This is a genomic window from Microcoleus sp. D3_18_C4 (assembly GCF_036702355.1).
Taxonomy (GTDB): domain Bacteria; phylum Cyanobacteriota; class Cyanobacteriia; order Cyanobacteriales; family Microcoleaceae; genus Microcoleus.
Genome location: NZ_JAUBTF010000030.1, coordinates 38,008 through 64,771 on the forward strand (window position 1 = coordinate 38,008; position 26,764 = coordinate 64,771).

Here is a 26,764-nt window from a genome sequence, read left to right on the forward strand (position 1 = left end):
CGGTTGAAACCGCGTCCACACGGACAAAGTCGGCAGTAAGGCAGACTAAGAGATAAAGGGGGTAAGAAACCCGGATTTGGTATAAAGTCTTTAGGTCTCTGTTTGGCGCACAACTGCAAAACTCGCGATTTTCCAGGGTTCTATCTTAAATCCTCCTCCTTCGGGCAGCTTTTCAGACAAATTGGCAGGTCGTTCTAACAAATCTACTGGCTCTACAATCTCTAATCCCAAATCACTATTGAATTTTAACACAGCCTCTTTCCCCTCGGATTCGCAACACCGCAAAATCCACACATTAGAATCGTCTTCCGACTGTTTGAAAGCCATCAAAACTAAATTGTCCGCCGACAAATCCAAAAACTTGCCAATTGGGGGTAAATTCTTGTTTCGATTTTCTCCCAACTGTGGTAACACCTTTACTAGCAGTGGTAAATTCAACTCGTAGCCGCGCCTAACTGTGCCGGCCTGTTGCCAATTTCCACCGTGGGTATAGACTGCACAAGTAAATTCGGAAACTCCTACATCTGCGTGTTCATCCGGCCAAGTCGAACCCCGAAGCAAAGTCAGCCGAATGCGATTCGGTTGAAGGTCGCAACCGTATTTGCAATCATTGAGCAAACTGACTCCAAAACCGTCATTGCTGATATCAGTCCAGCGCAAAATCGGCACTTCCCATTTGGCTTTTTCGGCGGGTGTTTGCGGCTTGGTTGTGCGAGCGATCGCACCGCCGGGAATTTCGCAAGTTGCAAAATCTGCTTCTACATTTAACCCAAAGGCTGCTTTTACTAAAACGTGAGTTTCTTGCCAATCTGCAACAGTTTTGATTTTCAGCAGAGGCGAACCTATTTCTACTATATAATCTTGGCAAAACTCCGATTGACCAATTTGTCGGACTACTCGCAAACTCTGCCGTATTTCTCCCTGTGCTATCCAAGAAATATCTTTGAGTATCGGCGCTGCTAGTTGATGTTTTTCATAATTTGGGTCTATGTTCCAAGCATCCCAATATTGGCCGCTGTCTTGAAATGCTTGCAGTTGATTTCCGCCTGCTGCATTCAGGACTTCTCGGTTATTTAGTTTATCCCAAATGCTGGATAAATTCCCAGTTTTGCCGTCTACTGTTGCCCGAATAAATTCATTTTCTAAAACCATTTGTGCGGCTGCAAAAGGCGTTTCTTGACTAGCTGTGTTTTTTTGTGCTATACCGTATGTAAGTTTTGATAACTCTGTCTTTTTTTCGGTTTCTGGACTCGCGGACGCATTATCCACAGTTTGAGGCTCTTCACGACACAGCCAAAACACCTGGTAGCCAACGGCGGGGAGATTATTTGCCCAGAATAACAGTGTAGATTGCGATTGCGGTCGATCGCCCTTGACAATCTGTGAAGCCAATCGCCGTCGGGAAAAATCGTAAATTTGCCAAGCTGAATCAACAGAATCGGGAAGCGGTACGGCGACAACCTCAGAGCGCGACCAATTGAGAGTATTGAAAATCAAAATCGGTTGAGCGTCGGGCTGCGGAGGATTCGGCAGAGAAATTTGAGCCGAGATTGCATCCAAAGATTTTAGCAGGATTTCGCGACAAGTGCGATCGACCTCGGCAAAGGCTATATTAGCATCGGCGTAGACTTGGGCGAGCGCAGAACCGGGCAAAATATCGTGAAATTGGTTAAACAAAATTTGTTTCCAAGCTGATTCTAACTCAGATTTCGGATAAACCGCACCAGTACAAATAGTGGCCAGCGAAGACAACAACTCCGTTTGGTAGAGCAATTCTTCGCAGCGGCGGTTTTGGCGTTTTTGGTCTGCGCGAGTCGTGTAGCAACCCCGGTGGAATTCTAAGTAAAGTTCGTCTTTCCAAATGGGGAGAGTGCGCGGAATAGTTTTGATTTGTGAGATGGGAGGATTTGCATCCGAAATAGCCGACAACTTTGACAATTCTCGCGCCTGTAAATTCTCCTGGTTCTCGGATTCGGGAACATAACTTTCGGATTTAGTTCCCACAACTTCCGGCAAAAACTGACTCTCAATCAAAGACAAATAATCAACCGCTTTCGCAAACTCCAACTTCGGGAAAAAAGGCGACATTTTCCAGCGTTTCGCCACCTCCAACATATCACGAGTCGGGCCACCGCCGTGGTCGCCAACCCCAGGCAACCAAAGAGCATCTTGCAAATTAGTTTTAGCTTGCCAGTCAAAAGCATAACTTGCCATTTTCACAGATTCTATGCCTTCACCAATTGGAGGAGACATCATACTAAATATTTTAGTACCGTCCAACCCTTCCCACCAAAACGCACCGTGGGGAAATTCCGTTGTATCATTCCAACGCAACTTTTGCGTCACAAAATATTCAACTCCACCTTGTTGCAAAATCTGAGGTAATTGCCACCCAAAACCGAAAGTATCCGGTAGCCAAGCCACCCGCATCAATTCCCCAAATTTTTCTTTTGCGTAACGCTGTCCGTAAAAAACTTGCCGCACCATTGATTCAGCGGAAATCAAGTTTAAATCCGGTTCTACCCACATCCCGCCGACAACTTCCCAACAACCCGCCGCCACCTGTTTTTTAATCGCAACAAATAAGTCCGGGCGATGTTCTTCCATCCAAGCATAAAGTGCGGGAGTTGAATGGCAGAAAATTAAATCGGGAAACTCGGATTGCAATTTCAATACCGACTCAAAAGTTCGCTTTGCCGCTTCCCAAGTTTCCGGGACAGGCCACAGCCATGCTAAGTCTAAATGAGCGTGACCGACCAAATAGATTTTACTTGTATATATAGATGTCAGCTCACCACTTTCTCCTATATATATAGATGTAGAATTGCTATTTTCTCCAACCTCAAAAACATCCTCCCTTATTCCTCCCTCTGCGGACTCTGCGGCCTCTGCGGTTCCCCGATCTAAATCCCCAGAAAAAGATGTCAGTTCACCGCTTTCTCCTATATATATAGATGTAGAATTGCTATTTTCTCCAACCTGAGAAACTTCCTCTCTTCTTCCTCCCTCTGCGCCCTCTGTGGCCTCTGCGGTTCCCTCATCTAAACCCCCAGAAAAAGCCCGCAGATATCCCAGTAAATTGTGCCGCAAAACAGACAGCGAGCGATCGAACTTTTCGCGATCGCCCACCGCCGACCAATCAATCAAATCCATCGCCAAATCAATCTCAGATTTCAGCGTTTCCCCCTTGACAAACAGTGGGCGACTTGCTATTGTTTCAGTGGAGAGGTATTGGGAATTTACATTTTCTAAATTTCGACTTAGCGAATTTTGCAAAATCTCTAATTCGGCAGCCACAAAACCCGGATCGAAACAAGAAGAGTCCGCAGCTTCGTACAAACAAATCGATCGCACTAAAGCACCGTTATCGTGACCCGGACTTACCAACCGCAAAATTACTAAAAATTCATCTCCGGGATTGGCCGACGAACTCAACAAAACTCGATCGGCAAAATCAAATAAATCTCCCTGTCCGACTAACTCGCCGTTGACAAAAATTTGAGCATCTTCCGCCCACCAAGTCAAGCCCAGTAGCAACCGCAAACCAACGACAGGATAGCCGTGCAAATTGTCAGGAATTACAACTTGCTGACCCAAATACAAAACTTGCTTCCCCGACGGCCAAGCAATATGTCCTTTGCCGTTAAGTTCGGCAATCGGCTTGTTACAAATATTTACTGAAGAGACAGCAGAGTCAGAATCGCAGTACCTCCAACCAGACTGAACCTCCACTTGGCTGAGGCGGCGCAACTTCTCGACAGTGGCAGAAATATTGTTGCTAGCAGGTGACACAGAAGCGCTCATATTTAGCTAAACTAGGAATTGTGTATTAATCAAAAATCGGATTGAACCGCCCCGACGCAAAGGACGCGAAGAAATAAAGGTTTCAGAGGGTTTGAAGCTGCGATTAAGATCTCGCTTTGATTTTACAGCAATATTCAGCAATTCCGGCGCGAATCAAAAATCTGAATTCAAGAATAAAACTTATGTCCAACGGTTACTACGGCCCCTACCAAAGCCGACTATTAAATTTTATATCGAAACAGTCCCGCCAAATCGCTGACAATTGCGATCGAACTTGGCGTCAAATTAAAGAAACAACTCTCACGGCTACCCAAATTCTGCTTTATCCAGCTTATTTGCTTGTGCAAAGTTCCCGAATGCTGGGCCGACAGTTGCGGGAATCAAGTCACAAAGTAGATTTACCGGAACTGCAAGAATTTGGCGGCGACGAAAACCCCGATTTGCCACAAAATTGGTATCAGGGGGAAGTTTCCGAGGAAAGTTCGATCGCGGAAATTTTGCACCTAGCCGAAAATTTACTAACCTCGTCGCAAACCGCGAAAACTTTAGCCAGCTTCCCGCTGTTAATTAATCAGGGAAATACTGCTAGCGATTTACCTCCGGCAATCACTCTTAAGGGACAAATCACAAAGCATCAAACCACTTCCGTATTAGAACATCCGCTTGCTAAAACTGAATTAAAACCGCAACCAAAAGTTGAGGGAATCGCCAGTTTTATCCCAGCCCGCACTTTAGTATTAGTCGGAAAAGAAAATCAGATATTAGATATTTTGACACCCGAACAGCAAGAACTGCTCGAAGGTCGCATAACTTGGGAAGTAGCAAACTGTGGGCCCGAACGGCGGGAAATTACCCAAAAAGAATTAAAATTTAATCTCGGTTTGGAGTCGGCTGCCAAAAAAGCGCAGTTGCCGCCGATGCGTCGTTTTTGGGAATTGATGGCATGGCTTCAGACGAGCCCGGTTGCTCTCAAAAGAAATCAGTTTGGAGAATCAATCCTCGCAGTTAAAAAATCGATCGACCGCAATGCCATCCTAGTCCAAAAAGCCCGCGCCCAGATTGAATCAAAAACCGCACAGCAGTCAATTGCGGCATCGAATTCGATCGACCACAATACCCCAAAACTAGAAACTAATTTTAACAGAAAGTTCGATCGACCCCCTAGTCCTCTCTCCTTTGTTACATTACTCGATCGCGCCGCCGTCAACCTCGAAGAATTTACCCTCCCCCCCTCGGTAAAAACAACCCCCGCACCCACAGAAAACCCCGGAGTCAAAATTGACACATCGGGCACCGAAACCAATTTAGATTTGTCCGCCCGCGACATCCTCGAAAAATACGCTCGAAACATCGAACAAGTGATTTGGTCGTCAGTAGACCACCTCCTAGGCAAAGAAACGGCTGCCAGCGATAATACGGAGAAATCCGTCGCTATTCAGTATTATTTGAAACAGCGACAAGAACAAGAAAACAGGCAAATAAGCCAAGAGGTCGATCGACCGTGGCTGAATTGGCAAGACTTATTTGGGGAACCAGCACCGCAGCATTTAATAGAGGAAAGTTCCGCGCCCCTATTATCACAAAGCAGTCCAAAAGTCAAGCAAGAAATTGCAGAATTAGGAGAATTGTCAGAAGGTCGATCGACCGCAGTCTCAATATCCCCATACCCCGAAGCACTTCACCGCCTGCTGGGGCAGCTAAAACAGAGCTTGCTAACAAAAAGCCCAACAAGTCAACCCCAAACAGCATCTAATTTATCTGATTTAGCAGTTACTCACAAAAATAGCTCTGCACTCGCAGCAGAATCAACCCCAGGGCGTGCACAGGAAACCGAAGTGCCAAAAAACACAAACCCGAACACCCGACAAAACAACCACTCTCCAGCAATCACCGCCCAAACTAGCAGATACACCGCCGCAACCCCCCCCACAGCAGAAGCCAAAAATCCCAGCGCAGGCGTCCCAGCAGAAGACGACTACTTAGAAACAAAAGCAGAATCGATGGGATACATTAAGCACCCCCTAGAACAAGTGCTCGAATGGCTCGATCGAGTTATGCTGCGGCTAGAAAACATCGCCGAGCAACTCTGGAATTGGGCAAAAATCAACTTGCCCAAAATCCTCAAAAGCAAAGATAAAATTGACTAATCTTTAGCTTATGATAAAAAAGTTGCGGCAACAGCAGCAAATCAGCTCAGTATTATGCCATCTTTGGAGACTCCCACAGTGCTAACCCTCAAAATCGTAGTTAATGTAGTTGTCCTATTTTTTGTTTCCCTGTTTGTATTTGGATTTTTGTCCAATGACCCAGCCCGGAACCCCAACCGCAGAGACATGGAATAAACAAGTTATCTCGCCCGCAGAGTAGGGGCGCGCCACCGCAGCCCCTGCAACAGCCGACAAACCCGCAAAAATTAGTCGGACAAAACTTGACCTCGCACCGCCAGCGAGGTTATCTTGTGGCGAAAGCAACTTCTGAAAGCAGCCCTATTCCGGCGCACCAAAGCCACGGGGAATTTTAGATATCAGATTAATGTTTAAACAGTTGCCTTCTAGATGCAAAATTTTCAATAATTTGCACCCTATAAAATCTAAAATCTAAAATCTAAAATCTAAAATCGGATGACTTACCTGTTGTAACTATGCCCTATCCGGTACCGCCGCCAGAACCCCCTGGCATCATCTACATCGCAAAGCCAAAAAAAGTCGCCCTCACTGTCGCGGCCGGCGATGGAGACACCCTCCGCAACCCCGCAGAAATACCGGAACCAAGCCCAGATATCGTTCAGCCAGAACCCACACCGGCCCCAGAAAAACCCGCAGCCACACTCCGGGGCACCACCCCAGCCACCGACCAGCTTCCAGAAATCGCCGACCCCTTAGCTGCAGTGGAAAGCGGCGAGGCAGTGGTGGGATTTCAGCGTCAGGCCCCTGTGAGAGAACCCGAAACTGCGGAAAATCCGAAAGATTCCTCGTTTACGGCTTACCCATTGGGTTCGGTAGAAAATGCCATTGCCATTCGCAATCAAAAACGAAGCGCAGAGGCGCAGAAACAACAGGATGGGAATGTTGTCCGAAAGCAGGAAAGTTGGTATCAGACCCAAGGCCGGCAGTTAGAAGATAACTCTCCCGAACCTGCGGAGATTCCCGTTCCAGAACCCGCGCTAGAACCAGCACCCAGCGGGCAACAGCAGTTCGACATTCCCACACCAGGAACTGCCCCCGCACCCAGAACCCCCGCTGCCCCGACACCGAAACCTAAACCAGCCGCGCCGCCGGGAGTCCGCACCGCCCCTTCTCAGCGGACGGTGCCTTTTCCGGTGAGTCCGGCCGATACTATTGAAGTTAAGGCTGACAGCCAAGAATTCGACGACAAGCAGCAAATTGTCACGGCGGTTGGTAATGTCGTTGTGCGGTTCCGGCAAACTGTGATAGATGCCGATCGAGCGATCGTCAACTTAGTCACCCGCCAAGTGGTAGCATCCGGCAATGTCGCCTATACCCGCGGCCAACAAGTAGTGCGCGGTCAGCGGATGGAGTTCAATCTTGGCCTCAACAGCGGCGCAGTCGAACAAGCCAGGGGCGAAATATTCCTGCCCGCAGCAGGTAGCGAATTGACTCCCACACTGCCGACAGATATTAGTGCCGGGACGATTCTTGAACAGCCCCTGAGCGATCGAATTACCAGCCAGCAGCCCCTGCGCGGAGTCAAATCCCCCGGCGCTGCTACAGTGACTCTCGGTGGCGGTGGACAGCTAGCAGCCCCCCAAGTTACTGGTGCCGTCAACCGCATCCGCTTTGAAGCAGAACGCATCGAACTGCTACCAGACGGCGCGAGGGTAGCAACCAACATTCGGCTTACTAACGACCCGTTTTCCCCGCCGGAATTTGAATACAGGGCCCGGAGGGCGACGATTAGAAGGATTTCGCCCACGGCAGAGGAATTGGTCACAACTAAACCCCGCTTGGTGTTCGACAACCGGGTGAAAATACCCGTGTATCCCCGCAGGCAAGTGTTTGACAGCCGGCAGCAAAACGGCCCGTGTTTGACCTTTGGCTACGACGGGGGCGAAAGAGGCGGTTTGTATGCCGAGTGCGGTTTTGAGGTGTTGCAAAACGGGCCGGTGCGACTGACTCTGACACCCCAAATTTACCTGCAGCGGATCGTGGCAGAGAACGGTGGCAATCCGTTGTCTCCCGATAGCTACGGGCTGAAAGCGAGGTTGGGCGCTAGTCTCGGCCCGCGCACCAGCCTGGACGGATCGGCAATATTTCTGAGTTTTGAAAATTTCCCGAACTTGCCGGAAGACAGCTTTAGGGGCAATTTGCGCCTGCGACAGTTGATCGGCACTCACACTCTGGCAGCAGAATACAGTTATCGCGATCGACTGTTTAACGGTTCTCTGGGCTATCAAACCGTGCAGAGCAGCCTGGGGGCAGTCCTGACTTCCCCAGTCATCCCACTCGGAGGCACGGGCATCAATCTCAGCTACCAAGCTGGGTATCAATTTATCAATGCTGACACCGATCAAGCAGACTTGCTCGAACCAGTGCGGGAAAACAACCGCGTCGATCTGGGGCGTTCCCAGCTCAGCTTTGCCTTGAGTCGCGGCTTCAACCTGTGGGAGGGCGAACCGCTGCCTCGCACTCCCACCCAGGGTTTGAGGTATACGCGGACGCCGGTGGTTCCTTTCTTGCAACTGGCCTTGGGACTCCGGGGGGTTGGAACTTATTACAGCAGTGGCGACAGACAAAATTCCCTCGCCGGCAGCGTCGGCATTCAAGGGCAGTTCGGCCATTTCTCCCGCCCTTTCCTCGATTACACTGGTTTTAACGTGACTTATACCCAGGTGGGACGGGACGGTATATCGCCGTTTTTATTTGATCGCTTAGTAGATTTGAGAGTCCTGTCTTTTGGACTTGTCCAGCAAGTTTACGGAGGCTTTCGAGTTGGATTTCAAAGTGCTATTAATTTAGAAAGCGGGGAAACAATCAGTACGAATTACACTTTAGAATACAGTCGCCGCAGCTACGCAATCATTTTGCGTTTTAATCCTGAGCGTCAAGTCGGCAGCCTGACTTTTAGAGTTAGCGACTTCAACTGGAATGGGACTCCCGAACCTTTTTCCGGGGACGCGCGAACTGTAGAAGGAGGGGTGCGTTTATCCGATTAATTCAATTTGCTAATTGGGCATTGGTCATTGGGAATTTGGAACCAACAGTCAAAAGTCAACAGAAAACAGTCAACAGTCAACAGTCAACAGATAACAGTCAACAGTCAATAGACAACAAATGACAGAAGTGACCGCAATATCTGCACAAGCAGCGGCTCTGCTGGTTCACTACGGTTTTGACCTAGGTGGCAAAAAAGCCGAGAAATTGGCGGGTGAATGGCTGACCAAGTATCCCGGCTATTGGCTGCGTTTAGCAGTGGTTGAAGCGCTTTATCAAGGCCGCTACAAGGCTGTTTCTGTGGGACAGCTATTGAGTATGTGGCATCGGATAGGTCAACCTCTCTATCATTTCAATCGCGAGTTTGAACGCTTGGTATGCAATAATTTTCCTCAAAATTTAACCGGGGAAAATGCTGCTCAACTACCACAGGAAGATATACTTTTATCTGACCCGGAATCCAAAGTAACTGCCGCAGAGTTAGATTTGCTTGGGAGCTCAGAGGCGCAACTTGATGTGGCGCTTCATGCAGAAGTCCCAAACACAGAGGCAGAGGAAACAGGAAAATTGCCCGCAGCCGACGATCGCACAAAAGAAAATACAGAATTTGTTGTATATGAAGATGTGGCTGTTACCGCCCTCGCCGATCGAGCCGAAGCCGAGCAAAAATTAGCGGACAAACCTGTGGCAAAATCATTCCCAGTTGTCAAACACACTGATTTTCATACCAAGTTAAAAGCGATTGCCAGAGAAGGCCGAAGAAAGAAGGGAGAAAGCAGAAATAGAGTTTAAACTTTGGGAACTATAGCCTTTCTCAGTAACATGAGGTGGTCATAGGGCATAGGGCATAGGGCATAATAGGGCATAGGACTCGCCCCCATACCTCACAACGCTTAAGAACCGCTATAGATAGTTATTTTTCACTTTTCACTTGGGGCACTTACTCCCATCCGAATTTCCGAACAAAAAGAAGCTTGTTCCGTACCGTTAGCTTGCTTAACAAAGCTAGTCCGCAGCCGCAAATTGGGCATGAGATACCACAGCCTTTCTTCGGCATGGAGGGTGTCTGATTCTGTAATCAATGTCAGCACGTCGTCGCCCATCACGTAGCGACTATTACCCTTGTCTTGCAACACTTTGCCTTCGCTTGGATTGTCGGGGTTTGGTACGATCGCTAGTATTGTAGAACCGATTTGTTTAGCTTTGTCGCGATCGGGAATACCGTCCCAACTAATCCGAACGCCCTTTAGCCCAGTTGAAGCCGGGTTAATCGAGTGTTGTTGGCAAAGTTTGACGACTGCTGCATCGCTAGCTGTCAGTAGTTCTATTTTGAGGTCGGATTTACCGGCCTGCAATTCCCCAGAATTGAGATTGTGTACGGTACGCTGAGAAAACCATTTGCCTGCACTTAACTCGAAAAACTCGATAACATCCATGAAATTTGTCTCTAAAGTCAATACTGCTTTATTTGCGATCGTGACTTGCGCGCTATGGAGTCAGAAACCCGGTTTCTTCCTACGTACCTAGCGGTCAAACCAATGATTTTGTCTAGAAACCCGGTTTAAGAGTGCAAGTCCTTTTCTATATTTTAGAGGAAGGGGGCGCACCTGCAAAGCTTTCTGAGAGCTTTGGGTGAAACAGATTGCAGATGCCGCCCTGGTACGAAACCCAACCAGGGGGGACATCTGCCTCGCTGATGTGGCCGACTTGACAGAAAATTAGAGCATCCGCCATCATATTTTCGTTATAAAAAGTCTTTTTCGCACATTAAATAGGATTACGATACCTGAAATTTTTTAGCTTTGACCGAAAGCATCCAGGATACAAGCCCCCGGATTCATCCGTCCAGAAATAAAAAACTTGTATCCGAGAAACTTGCCCCCCGAATTTATCCGTGGGGTCAAGGCTTCAATCTAAAATCTAAAATCTAAAATCTAAAATCGATTGACAGTGCTGATCGAGCGACCATCATCGCCCAAACACCAGCTATGTTAAGAAAAGCAACGATATATGTGAGCTTTTGTCAATTGATCGGTAAATTGGGCGTTGCTGAGTTTAATTATATTAGCGACGATTTATTGTAATCGCACTGCTTGAAAATTCTCAAAGCAGACTCCGACTAAAAAACAAGCAATTCATCGAACCATCACCAAACCGAGGACAGCAAGCCCGTAGCACATAGCATTCAAATATGTCATGCTAAGTCTAAGAGACAAGATTCTCGATCGGCTTTTCGGTAGGGTGCAGCTAGCGATCGCATACATTTAAAAAACACATCCGTAAATTTATGACCGAGTTTAAACAAGGGCTGGATAAAATGGAGCCCGCAGAACAGACGCACTACCTGGAAATCCTGCCAAGTCAGCTAGCAGCGAATTCAGACAGCGAAAAATTATACAGCTTACTAACAGATTACAACTTTATTAAAGCCAAGCTGTCAGCATCGGGAGTACAGGCGCTAATAGAAGATTACGATTTAGCAACAAGTCCCGATATTATCTCAGACAAAAAAGCCGACCAACTCAAATTAATCCAAGAAGCTATTCGGCTGTCTGCCCACATTCTAGCCACAGATAAAAGCCAACTAGCCACCCAACTAATAGCCCGCTTGATGTGCTTTGAAAGTCCAGAAATTCAAGCAATGCTAGCACAGGCACAACACCAAACAACCCCCTGGCTGCGACCGCTAACGCCCAGCTTTACCCCTCCTGGCGGGAGATTGTTGCGTACCCTCACCGGACATACAGACTGGGTACAAGCTGTAGCAATCACCGCCGACGGCAAGCGGGCAATTTCTGCCTCCTCTGACCACAATCTCAAAATTTGGCACTTAGAAACAGGAGAAGAACTTGCCACCCTCAAAGGTCATCTTACCTACGTCAATGCTGTAGCTATCACCCCCGACGGCACTAAAGTAATTTCCGGTTCTTGGGACAATACGATTAAAATTTGGGATTTAGAAACAGGGACAGAAATATTTACCTTTGCAGGCGATACTTTTGCCGTAGAAGCAGTAGCAGTAACTCCCGACGGCAAGCGAGTAATTTCAGGTTCTTGGGATGGCAGTATTAAAGTTTGGGATTTGACAAGCAGAGAAGTAATTTTTAACTTCAAAGGTCACAGCAGTTTTGTCCAGTCCGTAGCCGTAACTCCTGATAGCAAACGGTTGATTTCCGGGTCGGGAGACAACAGCATGAAAGTCTGGAACCTAGAAACTGGAAAAGAAGTTTTTACTCTCACGGGTCATGAAGACTGGGTAAAAAGTGTAGCAGTTACTCCCGACGGCGATCTCATAATTTCCGGCAGTTACGACGGAACTGTTCAAGTCTGGAGTTTGTCAGAAAGAAAGCAACTTTTCACTTTAGGAAAACACAGCAGTTTCGTTCAAGCTGTGGCAGTCAGTCCCGACGGCAAACGGGTAATTTCGGCTTCAGGTGACAAAACGCTGAAAGTTTGGAATCTGGAAACAAAAGAAGAACTTTTCACTTTTACCAATCACATCGCCCCAGTGAATGCTGTGGCTGTTACCCCCGACGGCAAGCGGATAGTTTCTGGTTCCTCTGACAAAACTCTCAAAGTTTGGCACTTAGAAAGAGGCAAAGAAAATTTATCATTTGCAGGTCACGATGACTGGGTAAATGCTGTAGCAGTGACGGCGGACGGTACGAAAGCGATTTCCGGTTCAGGAGACAACAGCATTAAAGTCTGGAATCTCAAAAACGGACAGGAAATTTTTACTATTTCTGGACACCAAGATTGGGTAAAAGCGATCGCAACTACACCGGATAGCAAGCGAGTAGTTTCGGGTTCCGGCGACAAAACTGTGAAAGTTTGGAATCTAGAAACCGGAAAAGAAATCTTTACTTTCACTGGTCATACAGACTGGGTAAATTCTGTGGCAGTGACTGCGGACGGAACGATGGCGATTTCCGGTTCGGGAGACAAAACTATTAAAGTTTGGAGTTTAGAAACAGGAGAGGAACTTTTTACTTTTTCAGGTCATGAGGACGGGATAAAAGCCGTGGCAGTTACTCCCGACAGCAAGCGGATTATTTCGGCTTCCGGCGACCAAACTCTGAAAATTTGGAGTTTGGGAAAAGAAAAGAATATTTTGGCAAATTTATGGAATTTAGCCGTCAAAAATCTACTTTTTACTCTCAAAGGTCATGAGAGTTTTGTGAATGCTGTGGCAGTTACGGCGGATGGCAAAGGGGCGATTTCTGGCGGGCGGGAACACAATTTGAAAGTTTGGGATTTGTCAAGTAGAAAAGAAGTTTTTACTTTGGTAGGTCATGCTGATGCGGTAACATCTGTGGCGACTATGGGAACAAAGGCAATTTCTGTTTCGGACGATAATACTCTCAAAGTTTGGGATTTGTTAAGTCGAGAAGTAATTGCTAGTTTCAGGGGAGATAGTGCTTTGAAAGCTTGCGCTATTGCACCTGATGGGGTGACAATCGTAGTGGCGGAAGCTTCGGGACAGGTGCATTTTTTGAGGTTAGAAGAGGGCAAATAGTCATCAGTCATTAGTTATTAGTTATTATGCCGATCGCACTTTTGCTAAAATTTAAAAGTGCGATCGCCCTTTTCCCAATCTAGTTTACAATTGTTCCGGGTCAATTCCCATCGCTCGCAGTCTTTCTGCCAGTAAAGCAGCCCGCTGTTCGGCTTGTTCTGCCCGCTGTTCGGCTTGTTCCAAGCTGCGAGAAACCTCCTCATAACTTGTAAACGGTGGACCGTCAGGGCGATAAATTTGCCACTCTTCACCTGCCGCTCCTCTGTGGAACAGGTGTCCCGTTTGTGAATTCCTGCAATTCATTAAAAAAATCTCATTCACAGGCGGGGCGCATCGAAAATAGGGCAGACACCGCCCGCCCTACAAAACTACTTCCTCAGCAACTTCACCCCGCGAATCGAATAATCCAAAAGCTCAATTGGGTGCATTAAAGTAACTGTTTTTCCCTGCAACTCCAAATGCTTCTTAATTTGCAAAGAACAACCCGGATTAGAAGAAGCAATCAACTCCGCCCCAGTATTCAGCAAATTCTCCACCTTTTGCACTCCCAATTCATCAGCAATCTCCGGCTGAAGCATATTGTAAACCCCCGCACTCCCGCAGCACAAAGCCGCATCCACAGGTTCTTTTAACTTCACCCCCGGAATTTGTTGCAGCAACTGACGCGGCTGCAAACTAATCTTTTGCCCGTGCAACAAATGACAAGCATCCTGATAAACAATTGTCAAATCTCCGTCAATCAAAGGATTGAGTTTCGCCGTAATTCCTGCACTTGCCAAAAACTCTTGCACGTCCTTAACATTAACAGCAAATTTTTCAGCTTTCTCCCGATAATCAGGGTCATCTGCTAAAATATGACCGTATTCTTTCAAAGTGTGGCCGCACCCAGCAGCGTTGATAATCACAAAATCAACGCCAGTATTTTCAAAGCTATCAATCATTTGTCTCGCCAAAGCTTTTGCCTGTTCCGCTTGGCCTTGATGTTCCGGCAAAGCAGCACAGCATCCCTGACTTTTAGGAACCACAACCTCGCAACCGTTAGCCGTCAAAACTCGTACCGTAGCCTCATTCACTGGCGAAAATAACAGCCGCTGCACGCAGCCTAAAATCACGCCGACTCGATAGCGTTTCTCCCCTTGTGCCGGAATTACCTCTGGTAAATTATCCCGGAAGGAATCGACAGTAACTTTCGGCAAAATTGATTCCATCGCAGCCAAGCGAGGAAATACTTTTTTCAGCAAACCTGTTTTGCGGACAATTTTTGGCAGTCCTAATTTTTGATAAATAAACAGCGGTACAAGCAAAGGCCGCAATCTGTGAGGATAAGGGAAGAGATTAAAAATCAGAGTGCGAATTACATTGTCGGAAAAAGTGCGTTCCTGATTTCTAGTAACTTGGTGGCGAGTTGCGGAAATTAATTTGTCGTATTGAACTCCAGAAGGGCAAGTGGTAACGCAGGCCAAACAGCCCAAACAAGTATCGAAATGCTGTGAGGTTGCTTCGTTTAAAGGTGCGTCGCCTTCATTAATTGCATCCATTAAATAAATGCGGCCTCTGGGCGAATCCATTTCTTTGCCGAGTACGCGATAACTCGGACAAGTTGACAAGCAAAATCCGCAGTGTACGCAAGTATCGATTAATTTCGGGTCAGGCGGATTATTGGCATCGAAACCTGGGATTTCGAGGGTTTCTAAGTGGGGATTTTGTGCTAGAAAATTGCTTTCTTTGGCAGGTCTTAAATCGTCGCTGGGAACTTGAGATTTTTCTGAAGTTTGCATATATGGCAGAAAGAAGGAACAAGGAAGTTCGGCAACGGATTCGCTCGACGGATGTAACAGATGTCAGGAAGAAGGAAGAAGGAAGAAGAAAAAAAATTAGTTATCCTGGAGAGAATTCAGAAGCAATCGACCGTATGGATAAAGTGCAATTAAGAACGTCCTAAACGTCCCAACAAAAACTTCTCTTCTTTTCTCTTCCTTCGCGGTCTAGCGCTAACGCGCCGCTTCGCTAACGCGCCTTCGGGGTTCGTTAAAAAAAAATCTGGTACACCAATAATTCAGACTAGGAATTAAAAAAAACTGAAGTCCTGACTACAAAGTTTAAACTAAATACCGCTTATAAAACGATGGGGACTCAAGAGATTTTCCGGGTCAAACTGCTGTTTAATCCGGCGCATTAAATCGATCGCACTTCCAGTATAGCCCCAAACCTCTAACTGTTGCTTGATGTCGGTCGGCGCTGCTAAAACAGTCAGAAAACCGCCTTTCGCTTGGCACCCTCTGCGTACCTGCAACAACCTGTCCGCCGTCGCATTCTCAAACCGCAAAACCCCCAAACCGCTGCCTGCATGAATCCAAGCGTCCTGTACCGGCAATTCGTTAATGGTCGTTACAGCTTCCGACGGTCTGATTCCTATTTTGCAAATAATTGCCGACTTTGTGCCAGAATCCCACATAGTTTCTGGCAATCTTTGCCATAACTGATGCTCATCATTCTCGCAGCAGCTAGTGCCTTGCAAACCTAACTTTTCGCCAACTTCCAGCAAGCGGGCTGACTGTTGTTTAACACTTTCTGCGATACTTTGAAATCTGACGATTAATCCCGTGCCCTTTCCTAAGCCTAATTTTGCGACTAATTCAGGTGACAGCAAATCAACGGCTGTTGGTGTCAAAGCAGAGGATAATAAGATTTGAGCCGTTTGGGACAAAGCATTAACTTCCCCTGTCAGCACTACGGTTCCCGACGATTCAGGCAGCGGATAAACTCGGAAAGTTACTTGACTTATGACGCCCAATGTGCCGTAAGCACCAGTAAACAGTTTCATCAAGTCGTAGCCGGCGACATTTTTAACAACTCGACCTCCGGCTACGGCAATTTTACCGTCCGATCGCACAAAGGTAATTCCCAATAGCAAATCTCTCACCCCCCGATAGCGATGCCGCAAGGAACCCGCATCAGCAGTAGCGACAATGCCGCCCAAAGTTGCCTCTTGCGGATATGCTGGATCAATCGGCAAAAATTGACCTGCTGCAGCTAAAATTTGTTGCAAATCCCCAAACTTCATCCCCGCTTCCGCAGTCACGGTTAAATCGCCCACAGCGTGCTGTACAAGTCGATTGAGGCGCGAAGTGCTGACAGCCACAAGCCCCGCTGCATCAGGAGATACCCCTAAATTCCCCTTCAAAATACCCACTTTGACAACATCTTGCTCCCCCCTTGGTAGGGGCGGTGCCCCCGTGCCCGCCCTGGGCTGGGGGGGATCGGAGTCGAATTTAACTAAACCGCCCCAATCAAGTTTGCTGCCACTGCCACAGGGCAAGACGGCACAGCGATTTTGCCCAGCCCAAGCAATGACAGCCGCCAGTTCTTCCTGAGTATTCGGGTAAACGGTACAATCTATTTTCGTGTCGGGGGCAACTGCTTTTTCTACTCGTTCTTGCCAAAATGGCTCTGTATCTTGCCAGCGACAGATGCCAGCAGTCCCGACAATACTTTCTAATTCTTGTATGCTTACGTAATTTTCGGTAGAAAAAGATTTCATCAAGGTTATGAGACGCCCGGTAAAAAAAATTATCAAAACACTGCCTAAAACCATTAAATATTAATACGGGCCCGATATTCAAAACATGAAAAAACAAATGTCTCAAAACCGACTTTCTGTGGGAATTACCGGTCTCAACGAAGTGATTGGCGGCGGCCTAATTCCTCAACGCTCTTATTTAGTGCGCGGGGGCCCCGGTACTGGCAAGACTACACTGGGCTTTCACTTTTTGGCAGCAGGTGTGGCTCTGGGAGAAACGCCCCTGTTTATTACTTTAGGAGAACCGGAAGCGCAATTGCGGGCCAATGCCACAAGTCTCGGTTTTGATATGGAAGCGATGGCGTTCCTCGATTTGAGCCCATCGTCAGAATTCTTTACAGAAGTTCAGACTTATGACATTTTCTCCCCCTCCGAGGTTGAGCGAGAACCGACTACACAAAAGATTATCGAACAGGTACGGGCGCTAAAACCTGATCGGGTGTTTTTGGACGCGATAACTCAATTTCGCTACTTAGCTGCGGATGAGTTTCAGTTTCGCAAGCAAGTTCTGTCTTTTCTGCGCTTTTTGGTGGAAGGGGGGGCGACGGTGGTATTCACCTCCGAAGGCACATCAAGTGTTCCAGACGACGATTTGCAATTCATCAGCGACGGAGTAATTTATTTAGAACTGCGCCCTGAAGGACGCGCTGTGTCTGTCACCAAGCTGCGAGGCTCTAACTTCCGCAGCGGCCGCCATTCGCTGCGCCTGACTCAGGCTGGTATGGAGGTATTTCCGCGATTGCTGCCAGACAATTATCAGCAGGATTTTGTTGCGGAAGCGATTTCTTCTGGGGTTCCAGAAATCGACGAACTACTGCACGGGGGACTGGAACGGGGGACTGTGACGGTGATTAGCGGGCCTAGCGGCGTGGGTAAAACGACGGTGGGGGTTCAGTTTATGAAGGAAGCCGCAGGAAGGGGGGAACGATCGGTAGTTTACATTTTTGAGGAGTCAAGTTCTACTCTGCTGAAGCGCTGTGAATCAGTTAACATCCCGGTTGGGGCGATGATGGGGCAAGGAAGTCTTTCGGTGATACCTGTGGAACCTTTGCTCTACTCGCCAGATCAGTTTGCCTGTATGGTTCGCCAGGAGGTGGAGCAGGAAAAGACGCAGATTGTGATGATTGACAGTATTTCTGGCTATCAGCTTTCGATGCAGGGGCAAGATTTGGTGAACAATTTGCACGCTTTGTGCAAGTATCTGAAGAATATGGGAGTCACCGTTATCTTGATTAATGAGGTAGAAGCCATTAGCGGAGATTTTCGGCTGACCGAGATCGGGATTAGCTATTTAGCGGATAATCTTCTGTTTATACGCTATCTGGAACGCCAACTGCATAATAGGACAGAAATCCGCAAGGCGATCGGAGTAATTAAAAAACGAGTCAGCAATTTCGAGAGAACTCTGCGAGAACTCGAGATTACTCGCTACGGCATCAAAGTCAGCAAACCGATAGCGGGGCTGCGGGGCATTTTGAGTTCGGCGCCGGTGTGGATTGAGGGGGAAGCTGATCAAGATTGAATCGGGGTTTGTCCTGCTGTTTTGGGGCAAGTGCAGCTAATTTTGGAGTCGTGAATCTACTAATGAGTAGGGCGCGCAGCTCACCACTACCTGTAGGGGGCGCACCGCGCACCTCACCACTAGCCTAAGTTCTGGAAAACTTAAATATATTGGTAAATTTGTGTATTTTTCGACTTTTATAGCAGTTTTCACTTGTATGAAATAGAGTAGGGCACAGGGCGCGGAGCCGTGTCCTGTGTCAGATCATCTGTACTTCACTCAACTGAAAACCAATGTAATCCCTCGCCGAAAAGTAAGCTAATACCAGATAAAAAAAGAATCCAACTTTAGGCCACATCCCAACCCATATATAATCAGTCACTACCCATTCTAAAATCTAAAATCTAAAATCTAAAATCTAAAATGGTATAACCCGTATTCAAAGGAAGCTGATAGATGAATGAAAACTCAATAATTTTAGCCGTAGACCGCAATCATCGAAACTTGGAACTATTAGCACAATTTCTGAATAAAGAAGGATACCAGATGATCGCGGCTTATAACTTTGAAGATGTTGCACAAGCTATCAGTCAGCCTGCTAGGATCGGGATGGCTTTAGTAGATATTTCTGGTTTCGATCGCCGGATTTGGGAGTGCTGCGAACAACTGCGAAATCACCAAATCCCTTTTCTGATACTCTCGCCCAAACAAAGCGCTGCCATTCAGCACGAAAGCCTCTGCCACGGTGCTCGGAATATGTTGGTAAAACCTTTGATCGTTAGAGATTTGCTGGGAATTGTGCACACATTGCTAGGAGAATCTGCGTGAGTCAAATTTTATTGCTTGTCGAACAGAAAGAAAATCGCCGCTTGTTATTAGAATGGTTAGCTGTTTACTATGAGGTATTGCTGCCAAACTCAACAGAAAATAGTGAGGAGTTTTTACCATTTAATCAATCTTTTGACCTGGCGATAATTGACGGTATTTCCCTGAAACGCCACTGGGAATGGGTAGCCGCCCAAAAACAGGCAGAACAACCGGTATGCTTGCCTTTTCTTTTGATTACATCTCGCTCGGATGTAGGAATGGCAACGCAATTTATTTGGCAAAGCATTGACGATTTGATTATCGCTCCGATCGAGAAGATCGAATTGCAAGCACGGGTGGAGATTTTGCTGCGTTCGCGCCAGTTGTCTTTAACTCTCAAATTGTCTCACGACCAACTCGATCGCACTCTGCAAACAGCCCAAGAACTCAACGAGATGAAAACTTCTTTGCTGTACATGATTGCCCACGACGTTCGCAATCCTTTGAATTTCATCATCGGCACTACACAACTTCTTAGCAAGTACAAGTTGACATTAACACAGGAGAAAACCCAAGAACTTCTAGACAAAACTCAAGCCGCCGCAAAAGGCATAGATTTGTTATTAGATGATGTTCTGCTGCTGGGGCGTGTTGAGTCTGGAAAAACCGGGTTTTCCTTGCTACCGATAGATTTAGCAAAGTTTTGTAATGAGTTGGTAGGGGAATTTCAGAACAGCCTGAAGTTGAAACCTGAAAATGACCGGGTGACGCTGATTTTTGTAAATCACAATCCATCCGCGATGGCGTGTTTGGAGGTAAGCTTACTCCGGCGAATTCTGGGCAATTTGCTGTCCAATGCTATTAAGTATTCTCCCCCAAATACCGAAGTAATTTTTGAATTAAAACTTACTGAAACCGAGGCTATTTTTTCAGTACAGGATGCAGGAATTGGCATACCTGTCGCCGACCAAGAACGGTTGTTTGATTCATTTTACCGGGCTAAAAATGTCGGTCGAATTCCCGGTACTGGACTGGGGCTGAGCATTGTTAAAAAATGCGTGGACTTGCACGGTGGCGAAATTACTTTGACCAGTGAAGAAGGGGTTGGCAGTACATTTACAGTAACGCTGCCGATCGCAAAACCTGGAAAAAACCAAATCTCGCCTGCAACGGTTTAAACTAAATGCAGGGATTTGGGATAGTCATCGATGAATGTGACGCCTGGGTGAGGCTATAGGTGATAGTGTGACCATGAGATGTATCCTCAAAAAACTGATAACAGCCGATCGTCAAGTGATGAAATTGATCAGCGTCGTTCCAGAAGTGATCAACGAGCGGGATAACTGGCGATCGACGAGCGGGAGAATTGGCGATTGTTCGTCAAAGCTCGATCGGCATCGTAATAAATGTTGAACCCACCCAAAAATAATGACATACTATACAAAACTTATCCCCAGGTGCCAGACTTTATATTTCTGAAAAAAAGCGACCCAACAACCCTCACATCTTAGAGGATATGATGAGTATTTTAACACTTTAAAAATGGTTAATCAACTCTTTTATGAATTATTGTCGGACTACAATCAATCAAGAGTTGAAGAGCGATCGCATGAGCTTTCAGGCGGACAGTCCAACTCTTCAACAATTAATGGTTGAAACCTGATGTCTCCAGGTTCAATCGCCACTCTTCTCCACCAAGCTGGCAACAAGAGCAGCCAAAACTTACCCACAGACACAGAACGCTGCTCGCGAACAAAAACCAAGGGCAGGAGAGCCGCCAGTCGTAAGACGGCTGAGAGGGCAAACACCCCTGGCAAGCCACCGAGATTGGTCAAAGTAGCGATAAAGCCACCAAGGGTGATTCCCATTGCCCCAGTGACACCAGGAACCGCAGCTGCGATCGCAAAGTATATCGACTGATTACGTAGTGGTGTCACCGACATCATGAGATTACCACTGCACAGGTCGATCGCCGCCCACGTTGCACCGCCGATGATGTGCAACAGCGGGAACCAGACCCATAGGAAAATTGGAGCCGTTCCAGCTTCTAGCCAGAGCAGAGGGGTCAGAGCCACCAAGATTCCCACTACTATCATGATCGGGCGGTTCCCAACCCGGTCAGCCAGTTGGCCCCAAAAAACCAGCATCAGCAAGTTAGCACCAGCACCTAAGCTGCTATAGAGCGTTACCACGCTGACATCTATCTTTAGGTCATCCAGCAAGTAAAGGTTAAAGAAGGGCGCGCTGACGTTAACGGCAAAGCTCCATAGACCCGAGTAAAGCAAAAACTTTAAAAAATTGGCTTCCTTGAGAAAGCTAAAAATTGGCCCTGTGGATGATTTTTCGCCTGTATCTAAATGCGTGACGTGTACAAGCTTGGGGTTCACATCGGTCATAAAGAACTGACAACCTAGACTGATGAGGCCAAGCACAATTCCTAAAACCAAGATGGCACTGTAACCTTGGAGCTTTCCACCGGGCCAGTTCGATACCGCTAGAGCCAGCAACGGCACACCAATGAGATTCGTCAAGCTGACAGCACTATTGCGAAAGCCAAAATACCGCCCGCGCAACCGCTGAGGTACTAACGCCGCTAACCAGCTCAAGAAGGAAGCACGACCTAAAGATTCTAAGACTTGACTTACCCAGATGATTGCCAATGTCAACTGCACTAGCTGATGTTGGGCCAGATGAAATGAGCCTCCCCACCAAAGGGCTGGCACGAGAATCAGCCACAGCAGTCGGGACATTCCGAAAATCCAGAAGGAATACCAGTGGCGGCTCTGTGTTCGGTCTCCTATATAAGCTCCGAACGGTTGGAGCAAATTTACCAGTTGAGGAATGGAGGCGAGCATACCAATTTCCACTGGACCAGCCCCCAAATCGAGCAAGAAATTACTGAGCAACGCGCCGCCGATGATGCTGTAAAAAAGCGTAGCAAATACACCGTCCAAAGTTAGTGCTCTGAGGCTTGACCGAGTTTCCGGTTTGGAAAGTTTTAGAGGTCGATTGGTCAGAAGTACCGTCTCTGGTAAGGCTATATCCTCTTGGATTTCTTCCTGAAGAGGGAGAGGATTCGTTCCTACTAAGCTGTATTCTTTTTCTTGTTTTTCGAGCATACTGGATAGCCAATAGATAAGCTGTGTAGCAGCTTAATTGTATAATATAAGATTAAGTATTTTAAGGAGCACAGCCATAGAGGTCAGGTAAAAATCCTCAGTATAAGAACCCCAAAGAAAGATTACTTCAAAAAATAAAATAAAATAAGACGATCCAACTTAGATAAAAGAAATTAATTTTATTAATCAGTGATGGAAAATTGTCAAGAAATAGCTAATTTTTGAGAAATTTTCTATGCGACATTAGCTTACTGCATGGTTCATCGCTATCCAGATAAAATAGAGAAATTTTCCGATGGAAGAAGTCAAGGGAACTTGGGGAAAGCCACCTCTGAGTAGGAAAAAATGTTGCTAAAAATAATGAGGATTAAATCAAAGTTCTAAAGGAGCAAGGGCGCTCAATAACTCTTCTAGGATAAATCGCAACAAAGATTGAGTTGCTAATATTAAACCTAATCGGGATTGGGCGAGTTTTGGCTGTCTTATTTTGACTTCTCCCCAAATTCGGCAGTGGGTGTAAAAAGTCTGAAATGCTTCGCTCAAACTACTGGCTAATTTGAAATCATTGACAGGTTTTTCGCGGTTTTTTACCTCAAAAATAGGATATATATTGTCTAGCACTGTTAACAGTTGCGATATTAAACTGCGTTCGGCTGGATGCACTAATCGCAGTCGATCGCCCTCGTCAATCCAAGGGATAGGATTTGGACTTGCCAGCGACCAAATTTGTGGCGCTGTAGTGACATCTGGCTGGGCGAGCACAATTATGCGATCGCGGTGGGCCATTCGCAGCAGGGAACAGCAGCGCGCGTGGCTGTACTGAATGGGAAACAGTCGATCGGCACACATAACAGGAGATAATATTCTAGATTCGGGAATTGGGAGGTTCGTTTGAGCTAAACGTTGCAACCAGACGGCTAAACCTGCATCAGTCAACTCCAGCTCAATAATTCCCGCCGGCGCGACTTTAACGGCGAAATCTGGGTAGCACAGCGGTTCGAGAGTTTCGGCCAACTCGGTCGCAATTGTCTGCGGTGTCTGCTGCCAAGTTTTAGCCAATTTCAGGGCGATCGCAGACACGTACAGCACCCGGGCGCTATCTTTACTCCGATTTAACGGAAATATTGCACCATTCTCAATTACTTGTTTAGCAAGAGGCATCTTGCCTGTTCCACAAGAAAATTCATCTCTTGTGGAATGGGCATCTTGCCCGTTCTTGAGAATGGTGTCACCTATGAGATTTAATGGAATTTTCCCTAGTGCCTCTTGCTGGGCGATCGCGCTTTGGAACCTGGAAAGCAAGAAACACTTCACTGTAACTTCCGGGCACTGCTCCATACTTGCTGTATCCATATCGGCTCATCCTACCGTAAGAGCAACGATCGACTGTTACCACTTCCACTGTTCTTGTACGTTAAACTGCTGATGTCAGAGATAGTCGATCGGCTCCCCCGATCGGCGCTAAATCGAATTAATACGTTTTCTAGCGATTTTTTTGCTAAATATACAATAATTTACGACAAATTTTTTGCTGAACTCTACCATTTTGATGTATTTTTTGCTACATTGAATTTTTCGGTAAAACTAAGAAAAGTCAGCACAGTTAAGAAGCGTGCAAGCTCGCTCGGGGGTTGGTTGTCTCACTTGGTATCGCATTGCTGGCAAAAGCTGTTTTTCTCACTATTACACTATTAAATATATCCCAGAGCCTCACTTATGCAATCAACTTCCACACATCTAGAGACTATCGATCGACCTTTTATCACTTGGCAGCGAATTATCGACTGGGCCCAGGAACACTACCGCTGCCGGACTTTTAGCAAAGACGAGCGGATTCCGGCAAGACCCGGACTGCTCTATTTAGTCCAGAAAGGTTCTGTGCGGCTCGTAGGCAGCGCTCAAGTTAGCGCCGCAGCGGCAAAGTCAAAATCCGCTGACAAAACTACAGAAGAAGCTTTTTTGGGCTTCGTCGGTGCCGGTCAGCCCTTTGAACTCGTTGCTCAGTCTCCGTTTACTCTCCAAGCTTACGCTCATGCCGATCAAACTCACGTAGTGTGGATGTATTGGCACGACTTGGATAATTGGCCTCACTTTCGTAGAGAAATTTTGGATGCGTTTCGTTACCAACACCAGCGGAAACTGCTCTGGCTGAGCACTTTGGGACAGCGCCGGACGATCGACCGACTGTTGGGGTTTCTCACTTTGTTGATCGAGGAGTTCGGCGAACCTTACGTAGGTGACGACGAACCAGAGGTGGTTCGGGGCTACCGGCTGCCTTGGACTTTGACGCACGCTCAAATTGGCAGCGCAATCGGCTCAACGCGGGTGACGGTGACGCGGCTGATGGGTAAGTTGCGATCGAAAGGTTTGATTAATACTGAGGATGATAATTTAATCTGTTTGCCGGCTAAGTCTAACCCCCAAAAGACAAAAAACCAAAAGCAGGACGTAGAAGATTCCTTGGAAGATTCCCTGGAAGATGAAGATTCCCTGGAAGATGAAGATTCCCTGGATGATTCCCTGGATGATGAAGATTCTCTCGAATAATCTGCATAAAATCCGGCGGGAAATTGCTAACAAACAGCGCGTCACGATTAGTTTTGGGCAGTCGCGCTCGATCACTCGACAGTGTAGGATGAATTGTGTAAAATTTTCCCGTTCTTGAAAGGTGCGACTGACAATGACCGATGACAAGCAAAAATCTTCAATCCCGAACAATCAGCAACGGGTGGTATTCTGCGACTTTGACGGCACGATAACTGTTGAAGAAACTTTTGTGGCAATGCTCAAGCATTTCGCACCGGAACTGTCGTCTCAACTGATGCCTGAAATATACGCTAGAAGGCTGAGTTTGCGATCGGGAGTGCGGCAGTTACTAGAGTCTATTCCCTCGGAACGTTACGGGGAAATTGTGGAATTTTCTAGGGCAAAGCTGATGCGGCCGGGATTGGTGGAATTGCTGAATTTTTTGGACGAGAAAAAGGTAGATTTTGCGATCGTTTCCGGCGGTCTTCGGATTATGGTAGAGACGGTAATGGGCGATTTGGTAAAGCGGGCGAGCGTTATTTACGCTGTGGATGTGGACGCTAGTGGCCCTCGCTTGCAAGTCAATTCTGAGTTTGAAGGAGATGAAGAATTGGTGTCTAAGGTGCGGGTGATGGGCCAGCACCCGGCCCAGGAACAGGTGGCGATTGGAGATTCGCTGACGGATTTTAATATGGCTTTGCAGGCTTCGTCGGTGTTTGCGCGCGATCGGCTTGCCGAGTATCTAGACGAACAACAAAAGCCTTATACTAAATGGGATAATTTTTTTGACATTTTGGAAAATTTGTCCCAAAAATGGAATTGAAACTATCGCCTTTCTCAGGTAATATAAATTCCGTTTGCCTCGGTATTGTATGATGTTAAATTTTGTAGGGGCGGGTTCACCAACAATAAATTGCCCATAATAAACAATATAATAAACCCGCCCCCGTGCAGATAAGTCCGATGCTACCGAATTTGATATAAGGTGTGTACGGATTACCCTACGTTTAGATAGGCCAGCACAATTTCTATTAACGCAAAAAGTAGATTAAAAACTGAGGATTTGTAAAGAATGAGTGGCGATTTAAGATCAGATTTAATTGCAGCAGCCAAACATTTTTACGATCGCGGTTGGATGGTTGGGACTGCTGGTAATCTTTCAGCCCGCTTACCCGATGGCAGTTTTTGGATTACTGCTAGCGGCCGTGCGAAAGGGCAGTTAACTGAACAAGATTTTATCAGAATGAGTTCAGACGGCGCAATTGTCGAGCAACCTGTTGCCGACAGCCGCCCTTCGGCCGAAACCAGCATTCATTTAGCCGTTTACAATTGTTTTCCAGACGCTAAAGCTTGCTATCACGTCCACTCCATCGAGGCAAATTTAGTTTCTCGGCTGACTGTAGGAGATGCAGTGCCTTTACCCGCGATCGAAATGCTGAAAGGTTTGGGGGTGTGGGAGGAAAACCCGCAAGTGTCGATACCCCTCTTTACAAATTATTTAGAAGTCCCTAAGATAGCCAAGGAAATTTGCGAATTCTTTGCCATTTGTGCGCCCTCTGTACCCGCTTTGTTAATTCGCGATCACGGCATCACAGTCTGGGCAGACTCGCCAGCCGCTGCCTACAATTACGTAGAAATTGTAGAATACATTTTTCGCTATACGATCGCAGCCCGCCAATTAAATTTAGATTGAAGATTTGATAGTAGAGATTGAGCTGTGCATGAATTCCGAGGCTTAGG

18 protein-coding genes are annotated in these 26,764 nt (G+C 46.9%); 11 read left to right on the top strand and 7 right to left on the bottom strand.

Annotation, left to right across the window (positions count from 1 at the left end; all coding sequences use genetic code 11):
* Nucleotides 1-90: 90 nt before the first annotated feature.
* On the bottom strand, nucleotides 91-3,804 hold the full coding sequence (locus tag QUA90_RS16210) for an alpha-mannosidase (RefSeq protein WP_333446512.1): 3,714 nt from the start codon (nucleotides 3,802-3,804) through the stop codon (nucleotides 91-93).
* A gap of 182 nt (nucleotides 3,805-3,986) precedes the next feature.
* Here QUA90_RS16210 and QUA90_RS16215 point away from each other — a divergent pair, with 182 nt between their 5' ends.
* From QUA90_RS16215 to QUA90_RS16230, 4 genes are all read left to right on the top strand, one after another.
* The gene (locus QUA90_RS16215) at nucleotides 3,987-5,951 is read left to right on the top strand and encodes a hypothetical protein (RefSeq protein ID WP_333446514.1); all 1,965 of its coding nucleotides are present in this window, start codon (nucleotides 3,987-3,989) and stop codon (nucleotides 5,949-5,951) included.
* Between the two features lie 78 nt (nucleotides 5,952-6,029).
* The gene (locus QUA90_RS16220; RefSeq protein WP_106151135.1) at nucleotides 6,030-6,146 is read left to right on the top strand and encodes a photosystem II reaction center protein I; all 117 of its coding nucleotides are present in this window, start codon (nucleotides 6,030-6,032) and stop codon (nucleotides 6,144-6,146) included.
* Nucleotides 6,147-6,445: 299 nt separating this feature from the next.
* The gene (locus QUA90_RS16225; RefSeq protein ID WP_333446516.1) at nucleotides 6,446-8,977 is read left to right on the top strand and encodes a DUF3769 domain-containing protein; all 2,532 of its coding nucleotides are present in this window, start codon (nucleotides 6,446-6,448) and stop codon (nucleotides 8,975-8,977) included.
* A gap of 118 nt (nucleotides 8,978-9,095) precedes the next feature.
* The gene (locus tag QUA90_RS16230) at nucleotides 9,096-9,767 is read left to right on the top strand and encodes a hypothetical protein (protein WP_333446518.1); all 672 of its coding nucleotides are present in this window, start codon (nucleotides 9,096-9,098) and stop codon (nucleotides 9,765-9,767) included.
* A gap of 128 nt (nucleotides 9,768-9,895) precedes the next feature.
* Here QUA90_RS16230 and QUA90_RS16235 read toward each other — a convergent pair whose 3' ends face one another.
* Complete coding sequence (locus QUA90_RS16235) at nucleotides 9,896-10,411, bottom strand: phycobiliprotein lyase (protein WP_333081569.1); 516 nt, start codon at nucleotides 10,409-10,411, stop codon at nucleotides 9,896-9,898.
* Nucleotides 10,412-11,250: 839 nt separating this feature from the next.
* On the opposite strand from QUA90_RS16235, the gene QUA90_RS16240 reads away from it, so the two are divergent.
* Entirely contained in the window at nucleotides 11,251-13,491 is a 2,241-nt protein-coding gene (locus QUA90_RS16240; protein ID WP_333446544.1) for a beta-propeller domain-containing protein, read from the top strand.
* Between the two features lie 84 nt (nucleotides 13,492-13,575).
* Here the strand turns inward: QUA90_RS16240 and QUA90_RS16245 are convergent, their stop codons facing one another.
* The 3 genes from QUA90_RS16245 to QUA90_RS16255 form a co-directional block, all read right to left on the bottom strand.
* Entirely contained in the window at nucleotides 13,576-13,794 is a 219-nt protein-coding gene (locus QUA90_RS16245; RefSeq protein ID WP_333323952.1) for a hypothetical protein, read from the bottom strand.
* A gap of 65 nt (nucleotides 13,795-13,859) precedes the next feature.
* Complete coding sequence (locus QUA90_RS16250) at nucleotides 13,860-15,269, bottom strand: heterodisulfide reductase-related iron-sulfur binding cluster (RefSeq protein ID WP_333446520.1); 1,410 nt, start codon at nucleotides 15,267-15,269, stop codon at nucleotides 13,860-13,862.
* 326 nt (nucleotides 15,270-15,595) lie between these two features.
* Nucleotides 15,596-17,032 carry an FAD-binding oxidoreductase gene (locus tag QUA90_RS16255; protein WP_333446522.1) on the bottom strand — a complete coding sequence of 479 codons (1,437 nt, stop codon included), beginning with the start codon at nucleotides 17,030-17,032 and terminating at the stop codon, nucleotides 15,596-15,598.
* A gap of 97 nt (nucleotides 17,033-17,129) precedes the next feature.
* Here QUA90_RS16255 and QUA90_RS16260 point away from each other — a divergent pair, with 97 nt between their 5' ends.
* The 3 genes from QUA90_RS16260 (at nucleotide 17,130) to QUA90_RS16270 (ending at nucleotide 20,557) form a co-directional block, all read left to right on the top strand.
* Nucleotides 17,130-18,593 carry an ATPase domain-containing protein gene (locus QUA90_RS16260; protein WP_333081552.1) on the top strand — a complete coding sequence of 488 codons (1,464 nt, stop codon included), beginning with the start codon at nucleotides 17,130-17,132 and terminating at the stop codon, nucleotides 18,591-18,593.
* Between the two features lie 435 nt (nucleotides 18,594-19,028).
* A complete protein-coding gene (locus QUA90_RS16265; protein WP_333081550.1) occupies nucleotides 19,029-19,400 on the top strand; it encodes a response regulator in 372 nt (123 codons plus the stop codon).
* Nucleotides 19,397-20,557 carry an ATP-binding protein gene (locus tag QUA90_RS16270; RefSeq protein WP_333323960.1) on the top strand — a complete coding sequence of 387 codons (1,161 nt, stop codon included), beginning with the start codon at nucleotides 19,397-19,399 and terminating at the stop codon, nucleotides 20,555-20,557. Before QUA90_RS16265 ends, QUA90_RS16270 begins: the two co-directional genes overlap by 4 nt.
* Nucleotides 20,558-20,962: 405 nt before the next feature.
* Here the strand turns inward: QUA90_RS16270 and QUA90_RS16275 are convergent, their stop codons facing one another.
* Together QUA90_RS16275 and QUA90_RS16280 are read right to left on the bottom strand one after the other, a co-directional pair.
* On the bottom strand, nucleotides 20,963-22,498 hold the full coding sequence (locus tag QUA90_RS16275) for an MFS transporter (protein ID WP_333323962.1): 1,536 nt from the start codon (nucleotides 22,496-22,498) through the stop codon (nucleotides 20,963-20,965).
* A gap of 372 nt (nucleotides 22,499-22,870) precedes the next feature.
* Nucleotides 22,871-23,851 carry a DALR anticodon-binding domain-containing protein gene (locus tag QUA90_RS16280; protein WP_333323964.1) on the bottom strand — a complete coding sequence of 327 codons (981 nt, stop codon included), beginning with the start codon at nucleotides 23,849-23,851 and terminating at the stop codon, nucleotides 22,871-22,873.
* 363 nt (nucleotides 23,852-24,214) lie between these two features.
* Between QUA90_RS16280 and QUA90_RS16285 the strand changes: the two genes are divergently transcribed.
* The 3 genes from QUA90_RS16285 (at nucleotide 24,215) to mtnB (ending at nucleotide 26,717) form a co-directional block, all read left to right on the top strand.
* A complete protein-coding gene (locus QUA90_RS16285; protein ID WP_445242779.1) occupies nucleotides 24,215-25,045 on the top strand; it encodes a Crp/Fnr family transcriptional regulator in 831 nt (276 codons plus the stop codon).
* 133 nt (nucleotides 25,046-25,178) lie between these two features.
* A complete protein-coding gene (locus tag QUA90_RS16290) occupies nucleotides 25,179-25,847 on the top strand; it encodes an HAD-IB family phosphatase (protein ID WP_333446525.1) in 669 nt (222 codons plus the stop codon).
* Between the two features lie 249 nt (nucleotides 25,848-26,096).
* Complete coding sequence (gene mtnB / locus QUA90_RS16295; protein WP_333323970.1) at nucleotides 26,097-26,717, top strand: methylthioribulose 1-phosphate dehydratase; 621 nt, start codon at nucleotides 26,097-26,099, stop codon at nucleotides 26,715-26,717.
* The last annotated feature ends 47 nt before the right edge of the window (nucleotides 26,718-26,764 follow it).

What these genes read in the sequence shown, in the direction of transcription:
- QUA90_RS16210 (WP_333446512.1), bottom strand. Translation starts at nt 3,804, where the DNA reads ATGAGCGCTTCTGTGTCACCTGCTAGCAACAATATTTCTGCCACTGTC.
- QUA90_RS16215 (WP_333446514.1), top strand. Translation starts at nt 3,987, where the DNA reads ATGTCCAACGGTTACTACGGCCCCTACCAAAGCCGACTATTAAATTTT.
- QUA90_RS16225 (WP_333446516.1), top strand. Translation starts at nt 6,446, where the DNA reads ATGCCCTATCCGGTACCGCCGCCAGAACCCCCTGGCATCATCTACATC.
- QUA90_RS16230 (WP_333446518.1), top strand. Translation starts at nt 9,096, where the DNA reads ATGACAGAAGTGACCGCAATATCTGCACAAGCAGCGGCTCTGCTGGTT.
- QUA90_RS16235 (WP_333081569.1), bottom strand. Translation starts at nt 10,411, where the DNA reads ATGGATGTTATCGAGTTTTTCGAGTTAAGTGCAGGCAAATGGTTTTCT.
- QUA90_RS16245 (WP_333323952.1), bottom strand. Translation starts at nt 13,794, where the DNA reads ATGAATTGCAGGAATTCACAAACGGGACACCTGTTCCACAGAGGAGCG.
- QUA90_RS16250 (WP_333446520.1), bottom strand. Translation starts at nt 15,269, where the DNA reads ATGCAAACTTCAGAAAAATCTCAAGTTCCCAGCGACGATTTAAGACCT.
- QUA90_RS16255 (WP_333446522.1), bottom strand. Translation starts at nt 17,032, where the DNA reads ATGAAATCTTTTTCTACCGAAAATTACGTAAGCATACAAGAATTAGAA.
- QUA90_RS16260 (WP_333081552.1), top strand. Translation starts at nt 17,130, where the DNA reads ATGTCTCAAAACCGACTTTCTGTGGGAATTACCGGTCTCAACGAAGTG.
- QUA90_RS16265 (WP_333081550.1), top strand. Translation starts at nt 19,029, where the DNA reads ATGAATGAAAACTCAATAATTTTAGCCGTAGACCGCAATCATCGAAAC.
- QUA90_RS16275 (WP_333323962.1), bottom strand. Translation starts at nt 22,498, where the DNA reads ATGCTCGAAAAACAAGAAAAAGAATACAGCTTAGTAGGAACGAATCCT.
- QUA90_RS16280 (WP_333323964.1), bottom strand. Translation starts at nt 23,851, where the DNA reads ATGGATACAGCAAGTATGGAGCAGTGCCCGGAAGTTACAGTGAAGTGT.
- QUA90_RS16285 (WP_445242779.1), top strand. Translation starts at nt 24,215, where the DNA reads ATGCAATCAACTTCCACACATCTAGAGACTATCGATCGACCTTTTATC.
- QUA90_RS16290 (WP_333446525.1), top strand. Translation starts at nt 25,179, where the DNA reads ATGACCGATGACAAGCAAAAATCTTCAATCCCGAACAATCAGCAACGG.
- mtnB (WP_333323970.1), top strand. Translation starts at nt 26,097, where the DNA reads ATGAGTGGCGATTTAAGATCAGATTTAATTGCAGCAGCCAAACATTTT.